The organism is Streptomyces sp. Ru73 (genome assembly GCF_002920575.1).
Lineage (GTDB): Bacteria > Actinomycetota > Actinomycetes > Streptomycetales > Streptomycetaceae > Streptomyces.
Map to the genome: position 1 here is coordinate 1 of NZ_PQSQ01000096.1, position 15,081 is coordinate 15,081.

13 protein-coding genes and 1 pseudogene are annotated in these 15,081 nt (G+C 74.3%); 10 read left to right on the top strand and 4 right to left on the bottom strand.

Going from position 1 to position 15,081, the window contains the following annotated elements; genetic code table 11:
* Nucleotides 1–955: pseudogene (locus tag C3486_RS37540) on the top strand (hypothetical protein); the annotation flags it as partial.
* On the opposite strand, the gene C3486_RS29860 reads toward C3486_RS37540, so the two are convergent.
* Nucleotides 922–2,613, bottom strand: coding sequence for a class I adenylate-forming enzyme family protein (locus C3486_RS29860; protein WP_103835903.1), 1,692 nt, complete (start codon nt 2,611–2,613; stop codon nt 922–924). The pseudogene C3486_RS37540 and the gene C3486_RS29860 sit on opposite strands and share 34 nt — an antisense overlap.
* A gap of 138 nt (nt 2,614–2,751) precedes the next feature.
* Here C3486_RS29860 and C3486_RS29865 point away from each other — a divergent pair, with 138 nt between their 5' ends.
* The 4 genes from C3486_RS29865 (at nt 2,752) to C3486_RS29880 (ending at nt 6,980) form a co-directional block, all read left to right on the top strand.
* Nucleotides 2,752–3,939 carry an amidohydrolase family protein gene (locus C3486_RS29865; protein ID WP_103835904.1) on the top strand — a complete coding sequence of 396 codons (1,188 nt, stop codon included), beginning with the start codon at nt 2,752–2,754 and terminating at the stop codon, nt 3,937–3,939.
* Nucleotides 3,940–3,951: 12 nt separating this feature from the next.
* Complete coding sequence (locus C3486_RS29870) at nt 3,952–5,106, top strand: acyl-CoA dehydrogenase family protein (protein WP_103835906.1); 1,155 nt, start codon at nt 3,952–3,954, stop codon at nt 5,104–5,106.
* A gap of 2 nt (nt 5,107–5,108) precedes the next feature.
* The gene (locus C3486_RS29875; protein ID WP_103835907.1) at nt 5,109–6,083 is read left to right on the top strand and encodes an acyl-CoA dehydrogenase family protein; all 975 of its coding nucleotides are present in this window, start codon (nt 5,109–5,111) and stop codon (nt 6,081–6,083) included.
* Nucleotides 6,084–6,497: 414 nt separating this feature from the next.
* Entirely contained in the window at nt 6,498–6,980 is a 483-nt protein-coding gene (locus C3486_RS29880; protein WP_103835908.1) for an ATP-binding protein, read from the top strand.
* 227 nt (nt 6,981–7,207) lie between these two features.
* Here the strand turns inward: C3486_RS29880 and C3486_RS29885 are convergent, their stop codons facing one another.
* Entirely contained in the window at nt 7,208–8,143 is a 936-nt protein-coding gene (locus tag C3486_RS29885) for a cyclase family protein (RefSeq protein ID WP_103835910.1), read from the bottom strand.
* 97 nt (nt 8,144–8,240) lie between these two features.
* Here C3486_RS29885 and C3486_RS29890 point away from each other — a divergent pair, with 97 nt between their 5' ends.
* From C3486_RS29890 to C3486_RS29900, 3 genes are all read left to right on the top strand, one after another.
* Complete coding sequence (locus tag C3486_RS29890; RefSeq protein ID WP_103835911.1) at nt 8,241–9,152, top strand: SDR family oxidoreductase; 912 nt, start codon at nt 8,241–8,243, stop codon at nt 9,150–9,152.
* A gap of 57 nt (nt 9,153–9,209) precedes the next feature.
* The gene (locus C3486_RS29895; RefSeq protein ID WP_103835913.1) at nt 9,210–10,277 is read left to right on the top strand and encodes a Zn-dependent alcohol dehydrogenase; all 1,068 of its coding nucleotides are present in this window, start codon (nt 9,210–9,212) and stop codon (nt 10,275–10,277) included.
* Between the two features lie 78 nt (nt 10,278–10,355).
* Entirely contained in the window at nt 10,356–11,669 is a 1,314-nt protein-coding gene (locus tag C3486_RS29900; protein ID WP_103835932.1) for an MFS transporter, read from the top strand.
* A gap of 31 nt (nt 11,670–11,700) precedes the next feature.
* Here C3486_RS29900 and C3486_RS29905 read toward each other — a convergent pair whose 3' ends face one another.
* Complete coding sequence (locus C3486_RS29905; protein WP_103835914.1) at nt 11,701–12,357, bottom strand: flavin reductase family protein; 657 nt, start codon at nt 12,355–12,357, stop codon at nt 11,701–11,703.
* Between the two features lie 230 nt (nt 12,358–12,587).
* Between C3486_RS29905 and C3486_RS29910 the strand changes: the two genes are divergently transcribed.
* A complete protein-coding gene (locus C3486_RS29910) occupies nt 12,588–13,157 on the top strand; it encodes an RNA polymerase sigma factor (RefSeq protein ID WP_258053069.1) in 570 nt (189 codons plus the stop codon).
* 217 nt (nt 13,158–13,374) lie between these two features.
* Nucleotides 13,375–13,926, top strand: a complete 552-nt coding sequence (locus tag C3486_RS29915; protein WP_258053070.1) for an anti-sigma factor — start codon at nt 13,375–13,377, stop codon at nt 13,924–13,926.
* Nucleotides 13,927–14,035: 109 nt separating this feature from the next.
* On the opposite strand, the gene C3486_RS29920 is transcribed toward C3486_RS29915, so the two are convergent.
* The gene (locus tag C3486_RS29920; RefSeq protein ID WP_103835915.1) at nt 14,036–14,887 is read right to left on the bottom strand and encodes an enoyl-CoA hydratase/isomerase family protein; all 852 of its coding nucleotides are present in this window, start codon (nt 14,885–14,887) and stop codon (nt 14,036–14,038) included.
* Nucleotides 14,888–15,081: the final 194 nt, after the last annotated feature.

The following is a 15,081-nucleotide window of genomic DNA, read 5'->3' on the forward strand; positions in this document are numbered from 1 at the left end:
CGATGCGCGCCGGCTGCCGGTCGTACGGCGCCGCGGCGAACTCGTGCGCCGCGGCCGGCACAAGAAGCCGCGGCCGGGCCGGGAGCGCCCGCGCAGGGCCACCGCGGGCCCCGCAGACGCCACTGGGCCCACCCCGGTGCCCGCCGCGCGCCCCGCACCGCCACCGCCCGACGTCTTCCGCGACCGCGGAGGCGCCCACGACGGCTACGGCGACGGCGGACGGCGGCGAGGGCCGGAGCCGCGCCGCGAGAGGACGCCGCGCGGCGGGCCCCGGCGGCTGGGCATGCTGCTGCTCGGCCTCGTGCTGCTGCTGGTGGCCGCCGCCGTGCTGATCGCCGTGGTGTTCCTGCCCGAGGCCGGCTCGGACGCGGGCGGCTCCGAAGGCTCGCGGCGCGCCGGACCGAGCGGTGCCGCGACGGGCGGGCCCGCGCCCGACCCCGCGCGGTCGCGGCCGGCGAGCGTCGAGCCCGGCAGCAGCCACTCGCAGACCACCGCACCGGCCGGCCTCGCCGACGGCTTCGAGATGCGCGACGACCCGGAGGGCTTCCGGATCGCCGTGCACAAGGGCTGGCAGCGGCACGGCAAGAACGCGCAGGGGCAGGTGCGGTACACGAAGGGGGACTTCACGCTGCTGGTGGTGCCGGGCCGGGACACCGCGAAGCGGTTCGGTTCTGACCCGATGGCGTACCAGCAGGACAAGGAGGCCGAGCTGGCGCCGTTCCGGGACGCCGCCTGGACCTCGTCCTCGGGGCTGCGGCGCACCGACGTCGGCCGCACGGCCATGGCCGAGGGCGCGTTCACCTGGGGCGAGGACAGCGCCTCCGCGACGTACGCGCGCAACATGGCGCTGCTGAGCGGGGGCCGCTACCACCTGGTTCTGGTCATCGGCCCGGACCGGGACAAGGCCGACGTGGACCGCTTCTACGAACAGGCATCCACGTCCTTCCGCCCCTGAGACGCGTCGCCCTCCCGCCCTGCGGGCGCCGTGCCCGCCCCCTCCCATGAGGCCGAGCGCCCCGCGCCCTCTCGGGCCGGCCGCGACGGCCCCTCCGAGGCGGGGCGCGACTCGCCTCCGTACGGGACAGCGCGCACCGACCCTTCGTGCGCGTCGCCTCCGAACCGTGCCCGAAGCTCGCCCTTCAGGACCTTGCCCAGCGTCGCGCCCCGGGGAAGGGCGGCCACCACCTCCACCCGCTCGGGCAGCTTGTGCGGGGCCAGGCCGCGCGCCCGCAGCCACGTGCCCAGGGACTCCGCCGTCACCGTCCCCGCCCCGTCCCGCTGCTCCACCACGGCACACACCAGCTCCCCGCGCTCGGCGTCCGGCAGCCCGATGACGGCGGCGTCCCGGAGGCCGGGGTGCGCGTGGAGCAGGTCCTCGATCTCCCGTGCCGAGATGTTCTCGCCCTTGCGGATGATGATGTCCTTCAGCCGTCCGGTGACGACGAGGCGGCCGTCCGGGGTGAGGTGCCCGAGGTCGCCGGTGGGCAGGAACCCGTCGGCGTCGAAGGGCGCGGGCTCCCCGAGGTACCCCTGGCACACGGCGGGGCCCCGCAGCCGTATCTCGCCGCCGGGCCCGATGCGGATCTCCATGCCGGCCGGCGGGCGGCCGTCGGCGGTGGCCAGTTGCGCGTGACTGTCGTGCGGGTCGCCCATGGTGACCATCGGGGCCTCGGTCAGCGCGTACCCGTGGGCGAGCGCGCACCCCAGCTCGCGGACCACCTCCTCGTACAGCCCGGGCGGCCGGGGCGCGCCGCCGCCCGCCAGCAGGCGCAGCGCGGGCAGCAGCGGCCCGGCCGCCCGCCGGCGTCGCTGTTCGGCGAGGAAGAGCTGGTAGAACGCGGTGGAGCCGCCGGCGATGGTGACGCCGTGCCGGCGGTGGGCGGGCAGCGCTTCGGGCAGCGCGAAGTGTTCGAAGAGCACGGCAGGGATGCCGTGGCGCAGCAGGAGCACCGTGTAATCGAGGCCCGCGACGTGCGCGTACGGGAAGGCCATCGAACCGACGTCGTACGGGGTGACGCGCAGTGCGCGCCCGAGGTCGGTGCCGGCCGTGACCAGCGACCGGTCGCAGTGCAGTACGCCCTTCGGGCCCGCGGTGGTGCCGGAGGTCCAGTAGATCCAGCGGGTCTCCCCGGCGTCGCGGGGCGGTGGCGGCAGCCGGCCGGGATCGCCGTCGGGCAGCGCCGTGTAGGCGTCGAGGACGGTGGGCGGGCGCGCGAGCCCGGTGGCCGCCCGGTGAACCATCGCGGTGTGGTCGACGTCGCGCCAGGTGCCGGGGGAGAGGAAGAACTCCGCCTGGGTGCGGCGCAGTACGTGGGCCACCTCGCGGTCCCGGTAGAGCGGCACGACGGGGCTCTGCACCGCGCCGAGGCGGGCGAGCGCGAGGGTCAGCAGGACCGTCTCGATCCGGGTCGGCAGCTGCCAGACGACCCGGCTGCCGGGGCGCACGCCCCGCGCGTGCAGTCCGGCCGCGACCCGTTCCGCGCGGGCGCGCAGCGCGCCGAAGGTGATCCGGACGTCGTCCTCCGGAGCGCCGGCCGCCTGGACGAGCGCGGTGGCGTCCGGGCTCCGCCCGGCCCGCTGGACGACCAGGTCCCACAGCGTCTCGTCCGTCATGTGCCCTCCCGCCAGAACTGACGCCTCATCAGGTCAATCCGGGAGCGTAGGCGTCCGCGCCTTGTCGGTCCAGGGGGCGGGGGCTAGCCTGTGGGCTCAATCTGACGGTGCATCAGGTAACGAGGACAGGGGACCCCGATGGAGCTACCGCGCATCATCAGCGTCGACGACCACGTCATCGAACCCGCGCACCTCTTCGAGACCTGGCTGCCGCGGAAGTACCGGGACCGCGGGCCCCAGCCGCTGACCGCCGGCATCGGTGAACTGGCCTACGTGGGCGGCAAGTACGTCATCACCATGGACCCCGACGGGCCGCCCACCGACTGGTGGGTCTACGAGGACCTGAAGTTCCCGTACAAGCGCAACATCGCCGCCGTCGGCTTCGACCGGGACGACATGACCCTGGAGGGCATCACCCGCGCGGAGATGCGCCCCGGCTGCTGGGACCCCGCCGAGCGGCTGAAGGACATGGACCTCAACCACGTCGAGGCCAGCCTCTGCTTCCCGACCTTCCCCCGCTTCTGCGGCCAGACCTTTGCTGAGGCGCACGACAAGGACGTCGCGCTGGCGTGCGTGCGGGCGTACAACGACTGGATGGTCGAGGAGTGGTGCGGCGACAGCGGCGGCCGGCTCATCCCGCTGTGCATCGTGCCGCTCTGGGACATCGACCTCGCGGTGGCCGAGGTGCGACGCAACGCGGCCCGTGGCGTGAAGGCCGTGACGTTCAGCGAGATCCCCACCTTCCTGGGCCTGCCGTCCATCCACAGCGGCTACTGGGACCCGTTCTTCGCGGTCTGCGAGGAGACCGGCACGGTCGTCAACATGCACATCGGGTCCAGCTCCCAGATGCCCGCCGCATCCCCCGACGCGCCGCCCGCCGTGCAGGCTTCGCTGTCCTTCAACAACGCGATGGCCTCGATGATGGACTTCCTGTTCAGCGGCGTCCTGGTGCGGTTCCCGCGGCTCAAGCTGGCGTACAGCGAGGGCCAGATGGGCTGGATCCCGTACGCGCTGGAACGGGCCGACGACGTGTGGGAGGAGCACAGGGCGTGGGGCGGGGTGCGCGACCTGATCCCCGAGCCCCCCTCGACGTACTACTACCGGCAGATCTTCTGCTGCTTCTTCCGGGACAAGCACGGCGTCGCCTCTTTGGACGCGGTCGGCCGCGACAACGCGACCTTCGAGACGGACTACCCGCACGTGGACTCGACCTTCCCGCACACCAAGGAGGTCGCGCTGGATCACGTGCGCGGCCTCGACGACGAGACGGTCCACAAGCTGATGCGCGGCAACGCCATCCGCATGCTGGACCTGGACCTCACGTAGGGGCGGCCGGGCGTGGACCTCACGTACACCGAGGAGGAGGAAGACTTCCGGGCGCGGCTGCGGGACTGGCTCTCCAAGGTGCTGCCCACGCTGCCCCCGAAGCCGGCAGCGGACGACTGGCCGGGCCGGCGCGCGTACGACACGGCCTGGCAGCGGATGCTGTACGACGCCGGGTACGCCGGGCTGCACTGGCCGGCCGACGCGGGCGGAGGCGGCGCGACGCCTACCCAGCACCTGATCTTCCTGGCGGAGACCGAGCGCGCGGGCGCGCCCTACGTGGGCGCGAACTTCGTCGGGCTGCTGCACGCCGGGCCGACCATCGCCGCCGAGGGCACGGCGGAGCAGCGCGCCCGCTGGCTGCCGCCGATCCTGCGCGGCGAGGAGGTCTGGTGCCAGGGCTTCAGCGAGCCGGACGCCGGCTCCGACCTGGCGGCGCTGCGTACGAAGGCGGTGCGGGACGGCGACTCCTACGTGGTCAGCGGCAGCAAGATCTGGACCTCGCACGCCGAGGTCGCCGACTGGTGCGAGCTGCTGGTCCGCACCGACCCCGGGGCGCCCCGGCACCGCGGCATCAGCTGGCTCGCGATGCCCATGGACGCGCCCGGCGTCACCGTACGGCCGCTGCGCACGCTCGCCGGGACCGCCGAGTTCGCCGAGGTCTTCCTCGACGAGGTGCGGGTCCCCGTGGCGAACCGCATCGGGGCCGAGCACGACGGCTGGCGGGTGACGATGGTGACGCTCTCCTTCGAGCGCGGCACCGCCTTCGTGGGCGAGGTGGTGGCCTGCCACCGGGTGCTCGCCGCGCTGGCCCGTAAGGCGCGCGAGAACGGCCGCTGGGACGACGCGGTGCTGCGGCGCAGGCTGGGCCGGCTCGCCGCGGAGTTCGCCGCCCTGTGGCGGCTCACGCAGTGGAACGTCAGCGCGGCCCAGGCCGGCGGCGGCGTGCCGGGCACCGGCGGCTCCGTCTTCAAGCTGCGGTACTCGCACGCCCGCCAGGAGCTGTACGACGCGGCCGCCGAGGTGCTGGGCGCCGGGGCGCTGGACGCGGACCAGGAGTGGGTGGCGGACCGGCTCTCGTCGCTCTCGTACACGATCGCCGCCGGCACCTCCCAGATCCAGCGGAACATCGTCGCCGAGCGGATCCTCGGCCTCCCGAAGGGACGCTGACCATGGACTTCCGGCTCTCCGACGACCAGCGGGCGCTGCGCGAGGGCGTCCGGGACCTGGTCGCCGGGCGGTTCCCGCGAGAGCGGCTGCGGGCGGCGGTGGACGCGTACGAGGCGGCCGGTGACGGGCCCGCGCTGGACCGCGGCCTGTGGCGCGAGCTGGCCGGCGCGGGCTTCTTCTCGCTGCTCCTGGCCGAGGCGGACGGCGGCGCCGGGCTCGGGCTGCCCGAAGCGGTGCTGGTGCTGGAGGAGGCGGGGCGGGCGCTCCTCCCGGGGCCGCTGGTGGCGGGCGTCCTGCTGGCGGGCACCGTGCCCGGCGCCGCGACGGGCGAGCGGGTCGCGGGGATGTGCGACGCGGCCTCCCTGCCGGCGCTGTGGGAACACCCGGCCGACTGCGATGAGGTGATCGTGCTGGGGGCGCACGCCGCGCGCCGGTGCACGCCCGAGGAGCTGCGCCCTGTAGCGGTGCGTTCGGTGGACCCACTGACGCCGCTCGCCCGGCTCCTGGATGTCCCGCCCGGCGAGCCCTGTGCGGTGGACGTGGACCGGCTGCGCCGCGAGGCCGCGCTGCTGACCGCGGCGCAGCAGCTGGGCGGCGCGCAGCGGACGCTGGAGGCTGCGGTGGCGTACGCGCGGCAGCGGGAGCAGTTCGGGGCGCCGATCGGGTCCTTCCAGGCCGTCCAGCACCTGTGCGCGGAGATGCTGGTACGCGTGGAGATCGCCCGGAGTGCGGTGTATGCGGCTTCCGTCACGGTCGATCCGGTGGAGGTGGTCGGCGCGAAGCTGCTCGCCGACGAGGCGGCCGTGGGCAATGCCCGGGACTGCCTTCAGGTGCACGGCGGGATGGGATTCACCTGGGAGGCGGACGTGCACCTCGCACTGAAGCGGGCCTGGCTCCTCGCGGAGCGCGGACAGCCGGCCGCCGCTGGGGCCGAAGTGCTGGCCGAGGCGCTGGCCGACGGTCATATCGCTCTGTGACCGGCGTTGAGCGGAATGTCGGACTCCGCACGCTTGAGCGGTCACGCAGCGTCGATATCGGGTTGTGTCCTTCGCGTGACTCGTTACGCGGGGGAGTCGGCGTGGGGCTCGGGTACGCTCGCTCGGGTGCGAGTGGTTCTGAGGCGCAGCCGGACCGGCGTTGTCCGTGGGGCAACTCCGGGGCGCGGGACGTCTGCCGCTGGCACCGGGCGGGGGCCCGCGAATCCCCCGCGTTCGACTCCCCGCACTGCGCGTCGCACAGTATGCAGTACGCATACTCCCTTCCGCTGGAATATGCCTGAAGCGCTTGTTGGGGTGACTGAACGTCAACCATGCTGTGCTTCGTCGGGGTCACGCACCGTGATCCCGTGGAGGCGCGAGGCGATGTTTCCGCCGGTTCGGATGGTGTGAGCGGTGCAGGTGCTTCAGGTGCAGTTGGAGGTCCGGCCCGACCCCGCTGAGGTGGGTCGGGCCCGCAGGTGGGCCCGGTCGCGGCTGGCAGGGTCCGGCATAGGGGTCGACGAGCCGCTGGCGGAGACGCTGATCCTGCTGGTCTCCGAGCTCGTCACCAACGCCGTGGTGCATGCCGGCTCGCACGCCGAGCTGCGGCTGTGCTTCTCCGGTGCCGGGCCCGTCGTCGGGACGGTCCGGCTGGAGGTGGTCGACGGCAGCGCCCGCCCGCCGCGGCAGCGCCGCGCCGAGGGCGACGACACCAACGGCCGCGGGCTGGAGCTGGTCGACGGCCTGGCCGACCGCTGGGGCTGGCAGCCCGAAGGGCCCGGCAAGCGCATCTGGTGCGAGGTGGACCGCGGTCGGTCGCTCCTGATGGCGGCGGGCGCCGAGTCGAGCGCCGTGGGCGTGTACGACCAGCCGTGCGCCGTCACAAACGGGATGTAACGGAAAAAGTCCAGACCAGGTGTTGACGTGCCGTGGCGACTTGATCACGCTTGTGGTCAGCGATTCGCCGCGAGGGGACGCCGAGGGTACGGGGGAGACGCCCCCTTGGCGAGTGCGGGTCGCGCCCGGAGCCGGGTGGCGGTCCGCTGTGCCGCGCTCGGGGTGCGCATGAGCGCACCGCCACCCAGGCCGGGTGCCCCGCAGGGAGTCCTTCCGGCCGGCTCCCGTCAGAGCACCGCCACGGGGGCGACCGGCGCCCCCGCGCCGCCGGTGAACGGCTCGGGCACCGCCGAGAGCAGGAAGGCGTAGCGCCCCTCGGCCGCGCAGACCGCCGACAGCTCCTCCAGGTTCCAGTTCTGGCCCTGCAGCATGCCCATCTCGACCAGGTGCAGCGCGTGCACCGGCATCCACAGGCCCTCGATCTCCGGCGGGAAGATCTCGAAGGTCAGGGTGTCGTTGGCGACCGCGGCGACATCGCGGGCGTGGAACCACTCCGGGGTGCGGACCGACAGCCCCGGCGACGGGAACGCGTACCCCTGCTTGTCGCCCGCCAGATAGCGCCGCAGCTGCCCGGTGCGCACGAGGACCACGTCCCCGGCGCGCACGGCCGTACCGGCCAGCTCCTCCGCCGCCGACAGGTCCTCCGGGGTGACGGCGTGCGTGCCGTCCAGGGGGCGGTCGCCGCCGCCGTCCCGTACGCGCGCCACGTCCAGCAGCACCCCGCGCGACAGGACCGGCGGGGCCTTCTCGATGCCGAGCGCGGTGGCGCCCGCGTGCGCGGTGACGGTGGTGGCCGGGCGGCCGTTGTAGAGCCTCCCCGCGTACGAGACGTGGCTCAGCCCGTCCCAGTGGGTGCCCGCCTGCAGGCCCATGGTCACCACGTCGTCGCTGTTCGCGACCGTGCCCGGGCCGAACATCTCGTGGTTGATCGCGACCATCGTGTGCAGCGGGTTGACCCGCCCCGGTATGGCGCCGGTCTGCACGCCGTCCTGCTGGAGCGGCAGCGCGAGCGGGACGCGCAGGCCGCTGCGTACGGTCGCGGCGGCGGCGCGCACCACATTGGCGGTGATCAGGTTCAGCGTGCCGATCTCATCGTCCGGACCCCACCGCCCCCAATTGTTCACACGTCCGGCGATGTCGTGGAACTCCTGCGGCAGGGGCATGGGCCCTCCTCGGGTGATTCGGCCGCGGGGCTTGTCTTCGTACCGCGTCTGCTCAAAAATCTAACGGTCCGTCAGAAACTGCGGGAAGGGGCTCGGCATGGGGAACTTCTTGGCCGGCAAGGTGGTCGCCGTCACGGGCGCCGGCCGCGGCATCGGACGCGCCGTGGCCCTGGCGGCCGCCGCCGAGGGCGCCAAGGTGATCGTCAACGACCACGGCGTCTCCGTGGACGGCAGTGAGCCCAGCAGCGAGGTCGCCGCTGGCGTCGTGAAGGAGATCGAGGCGGCCGGCGGCGAGGCCGTGGCGGTCGCCGACGACGTCTCCACGATGGACGGCGGGCAGCGCATCGTGGACACCGCCCTCGCGCGCTACGGGCGCATCGACGGCGTGGTGTGCGTGGCCGGCATCCTGCGTGAGCGGATGCTCTTCAACATGTCCGAGGCGGAGTGGGACCCGGTGCTCGCCACGCACCTCAAGGGCACGTTCACCGTCTTCCGGGCGGCCGCCGCCGTGATGCGCCGCCAGAAGGCCGGCACCCTCATCGGCTTCACCAGCGGCAACCATCAGGGCAGCGTCTCCCAGGCCAACTACGCCTCGGCCAAGGGCGGGGTCATCTCCCTCGTGCGCAGCGCCGCGCTCGGGCTGCACAAGTACGGCGTGACCGCGAACGCGGTGGCGCCCGTCGCGCGCACCCGTATGTCGGCGGGCGTCCCCATGGAGCTCAAGGAGATCGGCGAGCCCGAGGACGTCGCGGCGCTCGTGGTCTACCTGCTGAGCGAGCGCGCCAAGGAGGAGCGCATCACCGGCCAGGTGTACACGGTCGCCGGGCCGAAGATCGCGGTCTGGGCCCAGCCACGGGAGCTGCGCGCCGCGTACACCGAGGACGGCTGGACCCCGGAGAAGATCGCCGACTTCCTGCCGGGGACGGTCGGCACCGACCCCATGCCGATGCTGGCGCAGCTGGAGGCGATGGCGGCCGCCGCTTCGGCCGGGGAGCGGCCGAATGGCTAGCCGGGGCCGGGCGGCCGGGAACGGGCCCCAGGAGGGGCCGGGAGAGGGGCGTCCCTCGTGCGCGGTGTGATCTACGACGGCAATGCTCCCCGGTACGTGACCGACCTGGAGGTGCGCGATCCGGGGCCGGGCGAGGTGCTGGTCGGCATTCGCGCGGCGGGGCTGTGCCACAGCGACGTCTCCGTGGTCGACGGCACGATCCCCTTCCCGGTGCCGGTGGTGCTGGGGCACGAGGGGGCCGGGGTCGTCGAGGCCGTGGGGGAGGGCGTCTCGCACGTGGCCCCCGGGGACCACGTCGCGCTGTCCACGCTCGCCAGCTGCGGGACGTGCGCGGAGTGCGACCGCGGGCGGCCCACGATGTGCCGGCAGGCGATCGGCAGGCCGGGCAGGCCGTTCCGGCGCGGCGGCACCCGGCTGTACAGCTTCGCCGCGAACTCCGCTTTCGCCGAGCGCACGGTGGTCGGCGCCGTCCAGGCCGTGAAGATCCCCGCCGACCTCCCGATGGCCTCCGCCGCGCTCCTGGGCTGCGGGGTGCTGACGGGGGTCGGCGCGGTGCTGAACCGCGCCCGGGTGGGCCACGGGGAGTCGGTGGTGGTGCTCGGCGCCGGCGGCATCGGCCTGAACGTCCTGCAGGGCGCCAGGATCGCCGGCGCGACCACGATCGTCGCGGTCGACGCGAACCCGAAGAAGGAGGCGGCCGCCCGGCAGTTCGGCGCGACGCACTTCGTGGACGCCGTGGACGGGACCGGCACCACTGAGGCGGTGCGCGCCGTCCTCCCCACGGGTGCCGACCACGTCTTCGAGTGCGTGGGCAGCACGCGGCTGATACGGCAGGCGGTCGACCTGCTCGACCGGCACGGCCAGGCGGTCCTGCTGGGCGTCCCGCCGGCCGACGCCGAGGCGTCGTTCCTGGTGTCCTCGATGTACCTGGACAAGGCGATCCTGGGCTGCCGGTACGGCTCCTCGCGGCCGCAGCGGGACATCGCGCTCTACGCGGAGCTGTACCGCACGGGACGGCTGCTGCTGGACGAACTGGTGACCCGTACGTACCCGGTGGCGGACTTCGCCGAGGCGGTCGCGGACGCGGAGCGGGGGCGGGTGGCGCGCGGGGTGCTGCTGTTCTGAGAGCGAGTGGCCCGATCCTGAGGGATCGTGGCCATCCGGCCACTCGTCGGCGGCCCGCCGGTGCCCGAGGCTGATCGGGTGACGCAGACTCCCGCACTCCGAGAAGCACCTCCGGCGGCGGCGCCGACGGCCCGGCGCCGCCGCCCGCACCGCGCCTGGTCCGTCGCCGCGGTCACCTTCCTCACCCTCATCGGCGCCGCCGGGTTCGCCTCGCTCCCGGGGCTGCTGATCGAGCCGCTGCACGAGGAGTTCCACTGGTCGCGCGGCACCATCGGGTTCGCTGTCTCGGTCAACCTCGCCCTGTACGGCCTCACGGCACCGTTCGCCGCCGCGCTGATGGACCGGTTCGGCATCCGGCGCGTCGTCGCCGTGGCGCTCGCCGTGATAGCGGCCGGCGCCGGGCTCACCGTATGGATGACCGCCGCCTGGCAGCTGACCCTCTACTGGGGCCTCCTCGTGGGGCTCGGCAGCGGTTCCATGGCGCTGGCCTTCGCCGCGACCGTCACCGGCCGCTGGTTCGTCACGCGCCGCGGCCTGGTCACCGGCATCCTCACCGCCGCGGGCGCCTCCGGGCAGCTCGTCTTCCTCCCGCTCCTGTCCTGGATCGTCGAGGGCCACGGGTGGCGGCCGGCGGCCGTCACGGTGGCGCTGACCGCCGTGGCCGTCGTGCCCCTGGTGTGGCTGCTGCTGCGCGACCACCCGGCCGACGTGGGCGTGGCCCCGTACGGCGCGCGCGAGTTCGTGCCCCGGCCCGCGCCCCGGCGGGGCGCCGCCCGGCGCACGCTGAAGGCGCTCGCCGATGCCGCGCGCACCGGCCCCTTCTGGCTCCTCGCCGGTACCTTCGCGATCTGCGGCGCCACCACGAACGGCCTGGTCAAGACGCACTTCGTGCCCGCGGCCCACGATCACGGGATGCCGATGACGCTCGCCGCCTCACTGCTCGCGGTCATCGGCGTCTTCGACATCCTCGGCACCATCGCGTCCGGCTGGTTCACCGACCGCTTCGACAGCCGCCGGCTCCTCGCCGCGTACTACGGGCTGCGCGGCGTCTCCCTGATGTTCCTGCCGATGCTGCTCACGGACGCCGTGCACCCGCCGATGCTGTTCTTCATCGTCTTCTACGGGCTGGACTGGGTCGCGACCGTGCCGCCCACGATTGCGCTGTGCCGCGAGCACTACGGGGAGGACGCCGCGATCGTCTTCGGGTGGGTGCTGGCCGCGCACCAGGTGGGCGCGGCCCTCGTCGCCTTCGTGGGCGGCCTGGCCCGCGACGCCCTCGGCACGTACGACCCGGTCTGGTACGCCTCCGGAGCGCTGTGCGCCCTGGCGGTCCTGATGGCGCTGGTGATCCGGCGGCGTACGGGAACGGAGCCGGCGGCCGTGACGGCCTGAGCGGCGCAGCCGCCGCGACGGCCTCAGTGCCTCAGTGGCCGTGCGCCCTGAACTCCCCGAAGGCACCCCGGTGGAAGAGCAGCGGTCCCGCGGCGGCGGCCGCCTCGTCCGTGCCGAGCGCGTCCACCCGGCCCACGACGACGAGGTGGTCCCCGCCGGTGTGCACGGCCTGGATGGTGCAGTCGATCCAGGCCGGCACGCCCGCCAGCAGCGGCGATCCGCTCACCGGCGCCGGCGTGTGGCGCACCCCGGCGAACTTGTCGGCACCGCTGACCGCGAAGCCGCGGCACAGCCCGGCCTGGCCGGCGCCCAGGACGTTCACGCAGAAGACCCCGGCCCGGGCGATCCGCGGCCAGGTCGTCGACGTGCGCGCCACCATGAAGGCCACCAGCGGCGGGTCCAGGGAGAGGGAGGCGAACGACTGGCAGGCGAACCCCGCGGGGGCGGGGTCGGCCGCGTCGCCGGGTGCCGTGACGACCGTGACGCCGCTCGCGAAGTGGCCCAGGACGCGCCGGAATTCGTTCCGGTCGACCGGGGCCCGCTCGTCCTCGCGCACGGCCCGCAGGACGGGCCTGGCGGCCGTTCCCGGGCTGTCCGGCGGGGCGTCGGGCGCGGCGGCCCCGGGCGCCGCGGGGGCCGAGGCCGCGGATCCGGCCGCACGCAGATAGCGCACCGCCGTGGCCGCCATGGCGGCATGTCCCATCATGCTGCGCTCCCTTCCTTCCGGCCATTGAATCTGATGGAGCGTCAGATGGGAAGGCGGGGCGTGCGGGGCCGGACGGGGCGCGCGGGCGGCGCCGGGTGGCGGATCACCGGCGGATCGAAATAATTGTCGGTATTCGGTCGGTTGGCAGCGGATCATGCCGGGTATCTCCCTGACGGCCGCACCCGTATCGGATTCGGGGAGAGTTCCGCCGCATGGCCGATGCGATGCCGTCGTCGTCCTTTCCGTCGCCGTCCTTCGACGACGTCTTCAGCGGTCTGCTGCCGCGGCTCTACCGGCGCGCCGTGCTGCTGGCCGGGTCCCGGCAGCAGGCGGAGGACATCGTGCACGAGACCTACCTGAAGCTCGCCGCGCGCCCGTACCGCTTCCTGTCCCACCCGGAGCCGTACGCCCGCGCGTTCACCGCCCTGCTGAGCGTCGCACGGGAGGCGCACCGCAGGGAGCGGCGGCAGGCGCTGATCGGCGAGGGCGCGCCGGACGGCGGGCCGGGCAGCGGCGCGCTGATGCGGGAGCTGCCCGGTGCGGGCTGGGACGGCCGGCGGGAGCGCCGGCAGGCCGAGCTGGAGGCGGTACGGCTGCTGAGCCGCCTCACGCACCGCCAGGCCGGCCTGGTCATCCTGGTCGACCTGGACGGCTACACCCTGGGCAGGGCGGCCCGGATCATGAAGGTGCAGCGGTGCACGGCCGCCCGGTACCGGAAGCGCGCCCTGGAGCGGTTGCGGGAGCACCTGACCGCTTCGCCGTACGACCTCGCGGGGAGGTGAGCACGCCGTGGAGCGGAGCGACACGGGCAACACGCACGTGGACCCGGGGAACGGCCCGGTGGACCCGGTGGACGGGGCGGGGACCGCGGGGCCGGGCGACGGCCGGGGCGGCGGTAGCGGCCGTGGTGGCAACCGTGGTGGCGGCCCCGGGGAAATGCGGCCGGGACGCCGTAACGGCCCTCGGGGCAGCCGGGGGCGGCGGGCTGCGGAAACGATATTGCGCGAGCGGCTGCGCGCGGCCGACGAGGAAATCCAGCCACCTCCCGGGCTGTGGACCCGTATTGCCGAGTCCGCACCGGCCCCGGGGGCGCCCCGCAGCCCGCTCTCCTACCTGCGCAGGCGGCCGCAGTTGATGACCGCGCTCTTCGTCGTGGCCGCACTCGCGCTGGCCTTCGGGGTGTGGCGGCTGGTCGGCACGAGCGGCGAGCGTCCGGCGCCGCCCGGCCCCGGCACGGGCCTGCAGCTCACGGCCCACAACAGCGACCCGGCGTGCGCGAAGAACCGTACCCAGCGGTGCGCGCTCCGGCTGGCCCGCGACCCGCACCAGGCGTACTCCGCGCCCGGCAACGCGGCGGGCCAGGTGTGGAACAACGACCGGCTGGCCACGGAGTGCGTCGTCAACAACGGCCGCATGGTGCGGGACAGTACGGGCGCGATCTCCGACCGCTGGTACCGGGTGACGTCCCTCGACGGCGACGAGGGCTGGCTGCCGGCCGTCCACGCCCGTGACGTCCGCCAGGTACCGCTCTGCCCCAGCGACCAGACCTGACCGCCGGCCCTACGGCCACTGGCCCCAAGACCGGTGGCCCCACGACTGGTGGCCGCCCCACGGCACGCTGGCCCTCTTTGGCCGACGGAGGCAGGGCCTCTGGGTGCGGTCAGCGGCCGCGGTACTCGGGTGCGCGGCGCGCCACGAAGGCCGCCACCCCCTCCTGTGCGTCCGCCGTCGTCATGTTGATCTCCTGAGCGGTGCCCTCGGCGGCGAACGCCGTGCCCCGGTCGCTCTCCAGCGAGGCGTTGACCAACTGCTTGGTGAGCGCCAGCGCGCGGGTAGGGCCGGCCGCCAGCCGGTCCGCCCAGGCACCCGCCGCCTTCGCCAGTTCGCCGTCCGGCACGACCCGGTTCACCAGCCCGATCCGCTCGGCCTCGGCGGCCGGTACCGCGTCGCCGAAGAACATCAGCTCCTTGGCGCGCTGCGGGCCGACCAGCCGCGGCAGCAGGTAGGCACCGCCGCCGTCGGGCACCAGCCCGCGGCGCGCGAACACCTCGATGAACACCGCCGATTCGGCCGCGACGACCAGGTCGCAGGCGAGCGCGAGGTGCGCGCCGAGCCCCGCGGCGGTGCCGTTCACCGCCGCGATCACCGGCTTCTCGCAGTCCATGACCGCGGCGATCAGCCGCTGGGCACCCTGCCGGATCATCCGCGCGACGTCACCGGCGACGCGCTCACCGCCGTTCGCGCCGGAGCCGGGTGAGCCGGATGAGCCGGACGAGGTGCGCAGGTCGGCGCCCGCGCAGAAACCCCGGCCGGTCGCGGTGATCACCACGGCGCGCACGGCCGGGTCGGCGGAGGCCTCCGCGAGCCGGGAAATGAGGCGTTCGCGCTGGTCGGCGGTGAGGGCGTTGAGCGCATGGGGGCGGTTGAGGGTGATCCACGCCACGCCGTTGTCAGTGGTGTGGAGTATCAAGGAATCGGAGGTCCCGCCGGGACCGTCGGGGGAGGTCGTCATGGGCAAGGTGCTCCAGTTCCGGGCATCGCCACGGGCAGATGCGGCAGCGGTGTACGGCCGTGCGGGCGTACGGGGTTCCGGGGCGGACCGCCGTTCCGGGCTGGGCCCGCGTTCCGAGGCGGGTCGGCGTTCCGGGGCGGACCGGCCCTCAGCGACAGGCCGGCGTTCAGCGACGGGCCGGCGTGCAGCGAAGG